The organism is Rubrimonas sp. (genome assembly GCF_036788415.1).
Classification (GTDB): Bacteria; Pseudomonadota; Alphaproteobacteria; order Rhodobacterales; family Rhodobacteraceae; genus Rubrimonas.
In genome coordinates this window covers 1-6,930 of sequence record NZ_DAIQNN010000117.1, presented here as the reverse complement: position 1 = coordinate 6,930, position 6,930 = coordinate 1, and the positions used below count along the sequence as shown (strand labels likewise).

Annotated in this window: 7 protein-coding genes and 1 pseudogene; 6 read left to right on the top strand and 2 right to left on the bottom strand. The window is 69.6% G+C overall.

All coding sequences use genetic code 11. The features are described from left to right. The 4 genes and pseudogenes from V7Q31_RS16290 to V7Q31_RS16275 all read left to right on the top strand — a co-directional run. Positions 1-697: pseudogene (locus V7Q31_RS16290) on the top strand (IS630 family transposase); the annotation flags it as partial. A gap of 10 nt (positions 698-707) precedes the next feature. Next, positions 708-869, top strand: coding sequence for a hypothetical protein (locus V7Q31_RS16285; protein ID WP_333834913.1), 162 nt, complete (start codon positions 708-710; stop codon positions 867-869). Beyond that, positions 869-1,705 (top strand): hypothetical protein, encoded by an 837-nt coding sequence (locus V7Q31_RS16280; RefSeq protein ID WP_333834912.1) that lies wholly within the window; start codon positions 869-871, stop codon positions 1,703-1,705. The genes V7Q31_RS16285 and V7Q31_RS16280 overlap by 1 nt, the downstream gene beginning before the upstream one ends. A gap of 114 nt (positions 1,706-1,819) precedes the next feature. Beyond that, on the top strand, positions 1,820-2,272 hold the full coding sequence (locus V7Q31_RS16275) for a hypothetical protein (protein WP_333834911.1): 453 nt from the start codon (positions 1,820-1,822) through the stop codon (positions 2,270-2,272). Here V7Q31_RS16275 and V7Q31_RS16270 read toward each other — a convergent pair. Together V7Q31_RS16270 and V7Q31_RS16265 are read right to left on the bottom strand one after the other, a co-directional pair. Next, a complete protein-coding gene (locus V7Q31_RS16270; RefSeq protein ID WP_333834910.1) occupies positions 2,269-3,681 on the bottom strand; it encodes a DNA-binding protein in 1,413 nt (470 codons plus the stop codon). The genes V7Q31_RS16275 and V7Q31_RS16270 overlap by 4 nt on opposite strands. Before the next feature lie 594 nt (positions 3,682-4,275). Beyond that, on the bottom strand, positions 4,276-4,479 hold the full coding sequence (locus V7Q31_RS16265) for a hypothetical protein (RefSeq protein WP_333834909.1): 204 nt from the start codon (positions 4,477-4,479) through the stop codon (positions 4,276-4,278). Positions 4,480-4,579: 100 nt separating this feature from the next. Between V7Q31_RS16265 and V7Q31_RS16260 the strand changes: the two genes are divergently transcribed. Both V7Q31_RS16260 and V7Q31_RS16255 read left to right on the top strand, forming a co-directional pair. Then, a complete protein-coding gene (locus V7Q31_RS16260; protein WP_333834908.1) occupies positions 4,580-5,455 on the top strand; it encodes a hypothetical protein in 876 nt (291 codons plus the stop codon). A gap of 34 nt (positions 5,456-5,489) precedes the next feature. Beyond that, complete coding sequence (locus V7Q31_RS16255; RefSeq protein ID WP_333834907.1) at positions 5,490-6,854, top strand: tyrosine-type recombinase/integrase; 1,365 nt, start codon at positions 5,490-5,492, stop codon at positions 6,852-6,854. Positions 6,855-6,930: the final 76 nt, after the last annotated feature.

Sequence of the window (6,930 nt, the reverse complement as noted above, 5' to 3'; positions counted from 1 at the left end):
AGGAGTTCCGCCTGTCGGTCTCGGTGCAGACGCTGAGCCGGGAACTGCGCGCGCTGGGGTATCGCAAGCTCTCCGCCCGACCGCGCCATCATGCGCAGGACCCCGAGAGCCTCGAGACGTTCAAAAAAACTTCCCCGCCGCGCTGGCGCAGGTCGCGGCGAATGAAGCCGCTGGAAAACCCATAGAAATCTGGTTCCAGGACGAGATGCGGGTCGGTCAGAAGAACCCCATCACCCGCCGCTGGGCCAAGCGCGGCACGCGCCCTTCCGCGCCGAAGGACCAGCGCACCGCCTCGGCCTATCTGTTCGGCGCGATCTGCCCAAAACTCGGGAAGGGGGCTGCCCTCGTTTTGCCCCGGTGCAACACAGCGGCCATGAACCTCCACCTGCAGGAGGTCGCCGCCGCGGTCGCACCCGGCGCCCACGCCGTGCTGCTGCTCGATCAGGCCGGGTGGCACATGAGCGCGAAGCTCGCCGTGCCGCCAAACATCACCCTCATGCCCCTGCCGCCCAAGGCTCCCGAGCTGAACCCGGTCGAGAACCTCTGGCAGTTCATCCGCGACAACTGGCTGTCGAACCGAATTTTCCGGTCCTACGACGACATCCTCGATCACGCCTGCGCCGCCTGGCGGCGCATCCTCGATCAGCCATGGCGCATCATGACCATCGGCCTCCGGGAATGGGCACATGGGTCATGAACCGTGAGAATTGGTATACGCCACCATCGCGGCGTTGCTGCCGGACTCGCTGAAAACGGTTGAGCAGTTCTACATCCGCGGCGACGGCCGGCGGGCCGCCGAGCTGTTCGCCGAGACCATCGCCATGTTCAATCCGCAGGCGGGTGCGCTGATCTACCGGCGGGCCGCGTGATGGGCGCGTTCAGGGATCCGGCGAAAGCCGCCGCGGCGCTGATCGCGCTCGTACCGCACGCGCCGCGCGACGTTGTCGCGCGCATGGCCGCGATGCGGCTCAAGGGGCCCTTGCCGCGGCGCGGCGTGCTCGGGCCGCTCGAGCGGTTCTTCTCTGGTCTTGCGAAGGCCGGCCGCGCGCCGGAGCAAGCGCTCATGGGCGACTTCGCCGCCGCCGCAGACAACCGCGCACAGCTCTACGCCCTGCTCTGGGGCCTCGAGACGTGGGCGCCGAACGTGCCGCTCGCGGCCGCGAGACCCCTGCGGCAGATCTACGACGCCGCGCTGAACGCGAAGTACAACGCCAAGCCGCCCAAGCCGCGGGTCTACGAGCGCGTGGGTCCGCCGCCCGAGGAGTGGCCGGCCGAGTTGCGCAGGGCGTGCGCGCTGCTCGAGCGGAACGTGCGCATCGCGGGGCGCAAGACGCTCAAGCCGCCGAAGCCGGGGACCCGCGAGAGCATCATCCAGGCGGTCGGGATGATGGTTGCCGCGCGCCTCTGGGCGTTGTCGCATGGCGTGGAGTTGGAAGAGACCATGCCTTCGCCGCCCGCGCTCGCCGTGCGTGACTTCCACGCCGCGACCCATGCCGTATTCAGCGGCCACAGGCTGGATGCGGTCTACGAGCGGCTGAACCGTTCCCGAGCGCCGCACCGGCCGGTCCCGACGCAGCAAGGCTCGCCAAGGCGTGGCTCGCCGGCGGATCGCGCGGCTGACGAGGCGTCGCGCGAAACGGCCCTGCCTGCTTCGCCGCGCGCGCGCGCGCCCCGGGCAAGGCCGCCCCACCGCCGACACGCCTGATCAGACGCCGGCGCGCGTCGCCTCTTCCTCGCGCCGCCGCTCCCGGCCCGCCCATCTCGCGGGTCGCTTGACCGGGAATCCTCCCGCGGATCCAACGGACAACGGAGCACTGTCATGAGCGTCCTCTATCCCCACGCTTTCGCCGCGCCCGAGCGCTTGCGCGTTCTGCGTCTGGAGATCACGACCCGTCGCAGGGCGAGGCAGGTCAATCTGACCCTGTTGTTCCGCCAGCACGACCACGCGCTTCGCGACGCCGCGCGGCGTTGCGATCAGAGCGCGCGCGTCGCGTTGGGTCGTCTGATGACCGCCGTCGCGGCCGACGGGGCCTGGACGGCGGCGCTCGGCCGCGATCTGCGGGCGGCGACGCGCGGCGTGTCGGCCGTGGTCGCGCGGCTGTCACACGCGCCCGCAACGGCCGACGCGATGGCGTGGCTGCGTGACCGCCTCGTGGAAGTGGTCGCGCAGGACGCGCGCGTGACGGCGCTCGAAGCAGTGCTCGCCGCTCATAGGCCGGAGGCCGGGGGCGAAGGCGCTGCAAGGGGTTCGAAGCCGCGGCGCCGCGGCTAGCGCGCCCCTCGCCTCCAAGGGGCCAGGCTGGGGCGGCAAAGTTCGCCCCGGCGCCGGCCATTACCGCGGGGGTCGCAAGCCGAGCCGCGTTGGTCCCGCCCCCGGCGGCCTGCGCGACTTGCGCTACGCTGCGTCGGCGCGCAGGCGCGCCTTGGGCACAAGGATCGCGGAAGAGGCGCCCGAGGGTCATCGTGTGGCGCGGAGCGCCGCCCTGGCTTGCACGGTTCGGGGTTCGCGTCGGCGCCGGATGCTCGCCGTGCGCCACGCCCGCCTGCCGAGGCGCATTCTCCACCGGGCGCGCCGGGAAAGTCTTGACCTGTCGCATCGTTGGGATCCGGCGGTCGGGGAGAGCAAGAGATGATCGACAAGCAGGTGTTGCTGGCGGCGTGGACCGTGGTCGGGGCCGCGCGCGAACTGCTGGAGGCGTTCGACGCGGCTGTGGCGGCCAACGCCCGGCTTCTGGACGAGATCGACGTGTCGGCGTTCGACGCCCACGGCGTCAACCTCAAGGCCGCCAAGGGGCTGGTTCTGGCGCTGGAAGCCGAGGCGCCGTTGCCCGACGGGGCGTTGGCGGCCCTTCGGCGTCTGCTCGAGACGTTCGGATCACCCTGCGTCGCGACCGGCGTCGAAACCGCCGCCGCCGCAGCGCTGGACGCGAACCTGCGCTGGCGCCGCGCGAGCAACCGGATCGCGTTCTGCGTTCGCGCCGCGACATCCGGCGCCGAGACGGTCATCGCGCCCCGGGGTGACGCGGCGCCGACCGCGTCGCCCATCGGCTTGAGAACGTCCTCACGGGTCGCGGCCCAGGCTGGCGCCGTTCTGGCGTCGGCGCCGGCCCAGGCGGCCGCCGTCTCGCGCAACATCGCCGTCACCGCCTCGGCCGCGCAGGCGCGGGTTTCGGCGTCCCGACGCCCGGCCTCGGCCTCCGCCTGCCGCGCGTCGAGCATGGCGCAGCGGGCCTGCGCGTCGGCCAACCGGGCCGTGGCGACCGCCAACGCCTGCGCCTGGGCAACCTCCGCCGCGTGCAGGCGTGCGAGCTCGCCCGCGGCTGCGCCGAGGGCCTGCGTGAAGCCTGCGTTCTGCTCCAGCGCCGCGAGAAGCTCGGCGCCGCTCTCCGCCAGCGCCTCGCGCAGCGCCGCGGCCTCCGCCCCGGCCCTGTCGTGCGCCGCCGCATAGATCGCCGGCCACAGCGCGTCGAGCCGCGCCTGGATCGCGGGCGGCGTCGGCGGCGCCGCGTGCGCGGCGCGCGCGTCATCGTCGCGCGCCGCGCGCTGTTCCAGAAGCGTCCGGATCGTGGAATGAGAGCCGCCTGTCATGGCTGCGATCGCGCGGATCGATGGCGTCCTGCCTTCGGCGCGCAGGGCGTCGACCGCCGCGCCGACGCTCTCGATCGTCGCCTTCGCCTGCATCGCCGTCTCTCCTCGTCCAGTGCTGCTACGGTATTGTCACAAAACGCGTTATCGTATTGCTCTCGCCTTTCGTCCGATCGCGCCGGATCGGTTCGACGCGCCGCGTCGCGCGGCGTGCGCCGGCACAGACGCAAGGTGGGCGACATGGCCGACCGCACGACCGCGCCCCTTTTCGGGGTGCGCTGCGCCCATCGGGCGGCCTGACCCCGGGCTCGGCGTCAGACTGCGATCCCCTGGACGCCGACGCCGCCACCTCGCAGCGTCGGAAGAGGTTCGACCGCTCGCATCGTCATTCCGTCTTGCCTGTCTGTGGAAAAGCGGCGTTTTTGTCTGGCGGGACCAACAAAGCGACGTCGAGACTGCCTCCGTGGCCCGACGACGCAAGGTCGTCTTTCTCGGTGAGAGCCATGCAAATCGAAGTTTCCAGCATCTCCGCGGGCGTCGGTCGCAGCGCGGCGCGCCCCGTCCAGATAGCGCGCCTCGTCTTCACTGACGAGACGGCTTTGTCCCGTCGCGGTTTCGCCACCGTGCAAGACGATAACACCTCGTCTGGGGTGGTCCGCCTCGCGCGACGCGCCGCCGCAGGACGGGATGTCATGCCGCCGATCGCACAGGCGCCGCGCGGATTAACTTCCGCGCGCCGGCATATCCCTCGCGCACGATCCGGTCGTACTCGTCGATGGGGATTCTGATGGCGCGACCGAACACGATGACGCGAATTTTCCCGCTGCTGATCGCCCGAGATATTGTCGAGGGGTCAACGCCGATGGCGCTTGCCAGATCCTTGACGGTTTTCATTGAGTGCACGTCTCCGGGCGATGGGCGGCAGCAAGAGCCGACAGGGGCTTGCCGTTGGCCTCGTATGTGGGATAGATATGAACGCGCGGTCAATTAAGCCATGCCGCGGCGCGCGAAAGGTGAGGAAGGCGACCTCGACTGGTTCAGCATCGCCGGCGAAGCCGATTCGGTGCTGGCCGATCCCTCAAGCCACGGTCACAGGAGCCAGGCCGACGCGCTCGCAGCGCTGGTCGAACGGAGCGGCATGACAGCGACCACGCTACGCCAGAACATCGCCGCGCGATGCTTTCTCCTCAAGCACTACGCCGATCGGCTCTCCGAGCACCCGCCGACGACCGGATGCACGCAGATCCTGATCCTCGCGCGCCTGCACGGCGCGGCGCGGCACGAGGCCGACCGGATCGTCGACGATGTCCTCGATGGCCGAATCACGCGCCGGCGGATCGCCGATCTGCTTCAGCGCAGTCGATCGCGTCGCGAACACGGGGCCGTTCTCGGGGCCCGGACGGAAGGCAAGGCCTCGGCGGTCGCCTTCGAGGCGGCGGCGTTCGGTTTTGTGGAGCAGGCGCTGGACCGCCTGGCGAGGGGTCGAGGGACGCTGGCGCGCAACTGGCGCTGGCGCGGCCTGATGGCGGACGGGGCGATTTACGCCGCGGACGACCCGTCGCGTCCACTGGTCCTCATCGAGGTCAAAAGCCCGCGGCGTGAGACCGTAAGCGGGCGCGCGCGCGAGATCGTGGGCCAGAACCTGCTGCTCCAGCGAGCCGCGCGCGAGACGATGACGGTGCTTCCGTGGAACGATGCGCTCGTCGGCCTGATGCGCGCCCTGATCGACGCGCACGACATCTCCGGCCAGCATGTGGCCCGGATCGAGACCCGTCCCGGCTCGCCGAACATCTTCACCATCGGTGAGATCATGACGCGCACAGAAGGCCAATGGACATCGGACATCGTGAAAAACACGGCCGCGACATAGTCGTGGAAACCTTTACGATCCGGGGCGGCACGCCATGACGTCCATCGTGGCGAAGCAAAACGGGCGTTTCCAGGTGCGCTGGGAATTACCCAATGGGGCGGAAGGCGTGCGTCGGCGGGGATCAAAGACGTTCGAGACCAAGCTGGATGCCGAGATATTCTGCAGTTTTGTTCATCCCGACGCCCATCGGCGAGTGGCCGACGTCGACTTCGAGAAGGGGATGCTCAGCTGGATCGACTATCGGCTGGCCGCTGGGCTGATCAACGCGAAGACGGCGGAACGGCAAATGAACATCGCCAACAACTTTGGTCGCGCCATCGGTGACAAGAAGTTAATCCTGCTGAAATCCGACGATCTGACGAAAGCTCAGGTGACGTTCAAGAAGATTGGCGCCGCCGCCGGGCGGCCGTTCGCTGCCAGAACTTCTCGACAGCACTTTGCGGTCGGCAAGAAGTTCTGTGCGTTTCTGGCCAAAGCTGGCATGATCGCAGGGAACCCCTTCGACGCGATCGACGTGCCGAAGGCTTTGATCGAACGGGTGGTCGCGCCGCAGGAAGACCGGGTCGAGACGCTGCTCGAACTCGCCGGCGCATCGCTGTCGTGCGGCGGCCTGCTGTGGCTCATTATCGTGCTGATCAGCCAGACCGGCCTTCGGCGCGGGGAGGCGCTGGCCTTGCGCTGGGGTGATCTCGACAGCGGCGCAGGATGCCTGCTCATCCACCGCGCCCTCATGCAGACCAGGGCCAGCGTGACCGAGAAGAAGCCGAAGACCGAAGCCGGCCATCGCAAGGTCGCGCTGGCGGACTGGCTTGTCGCGCTCCTGCAGGCGCACCGCGACGCTCAGACGGCGCTGCGCCGCGCCGCCGGCCTTGCGGCTGGCGCTGACGACTACGTCTTCGGCGACGCGGAGGGCGCGCCGCTGTTTCCGAACCGGGTCTCCGGCATGGTCGCCTATCTCAAGCGCCGCGCAGGCTGGCCGAAGCGGGCGAAGGGGCTGCACGGCTTGCGCCACCGGTTCGCGACGCTGCTCTGTCGCAGCGCCCTGCCGATCAGCGACATCGCCAAGGTCCTGGGCCATGCCGACGCGAGCTTCACGCTCAGAACTTATGTGCACGCGGACGAGGAGGTCGTGCCGACCGCAGGCCTGATCCCGACGCCGCGCATTACGGGCGCGCCGTCAGCGGCCGCTAAGCCCGGCGCCGGGAAAGCAGGGGTCGTGACACCAGGGTCCAGGACACGAGGGACCGGGACGCCAGGGGCCGCGAAAACAAGGGCCGTCAAAGCGGCTGCGGGGAGAACCGGGGCAGGAAAAGCGGGCGCGGAGCTGCCGCCGGCGGCAGCCCTCGCTCGAGCTCAGGACACGATCCGGACACCGACCCCGCGCCGGACGCTCCGCTAGACCGCTTACAAGTCATTGAAACGATTGGCGGAGGGGGTGGGATTCGAACCCACGGTAGGTTGCCCTACAACGGTTT

Coding starts and splice junctions, on each gene's coding strand:
- V7Q31_RS16280 (WP_333834912.1), top strand. CDS start 869: ATGGGCGCGTTCAGGGATCCGGCGAAAGCCGCCGCGGCGCTGATCGCG.
- V7Q31_RS16275 (WP_333834911.1), top strand. CDS start 1,820: ATGAGCGTCCTCTATCCCCACGCTTTCGCCGCGCCCGAGCGCTTGCGC.
- V7Q31_RS16270 (WP_333834910.1), bottom strand. CDS start 3,681: ATGCAGGCGAAGGCGACGATCGAGAGCGTCGGCGCGGCGGTCGACGCC.
- V7Q31_RS16265 (WP_333834909.1), bottom strand. CDS start 4,479: ATGAAAACCGTCAAGGATCTGGCAAGCGCCATCGGCGTTGACCCCTCG.
- V7Q31_RS16260 (WP_333834908.1), top strand. CDS start 4,580: ATGCCGCGGCGCGCGAAAGGTGAGGAAGGCGACCTCGACTGGTTCAGC.
- V7Q31_RS16255 (WP_333834907.1), top strand. CDS start 5,490: ATGACGTCCATCGTGGCGAAGCAAAACGGGCGTTTCCAGGTGCGCTGG.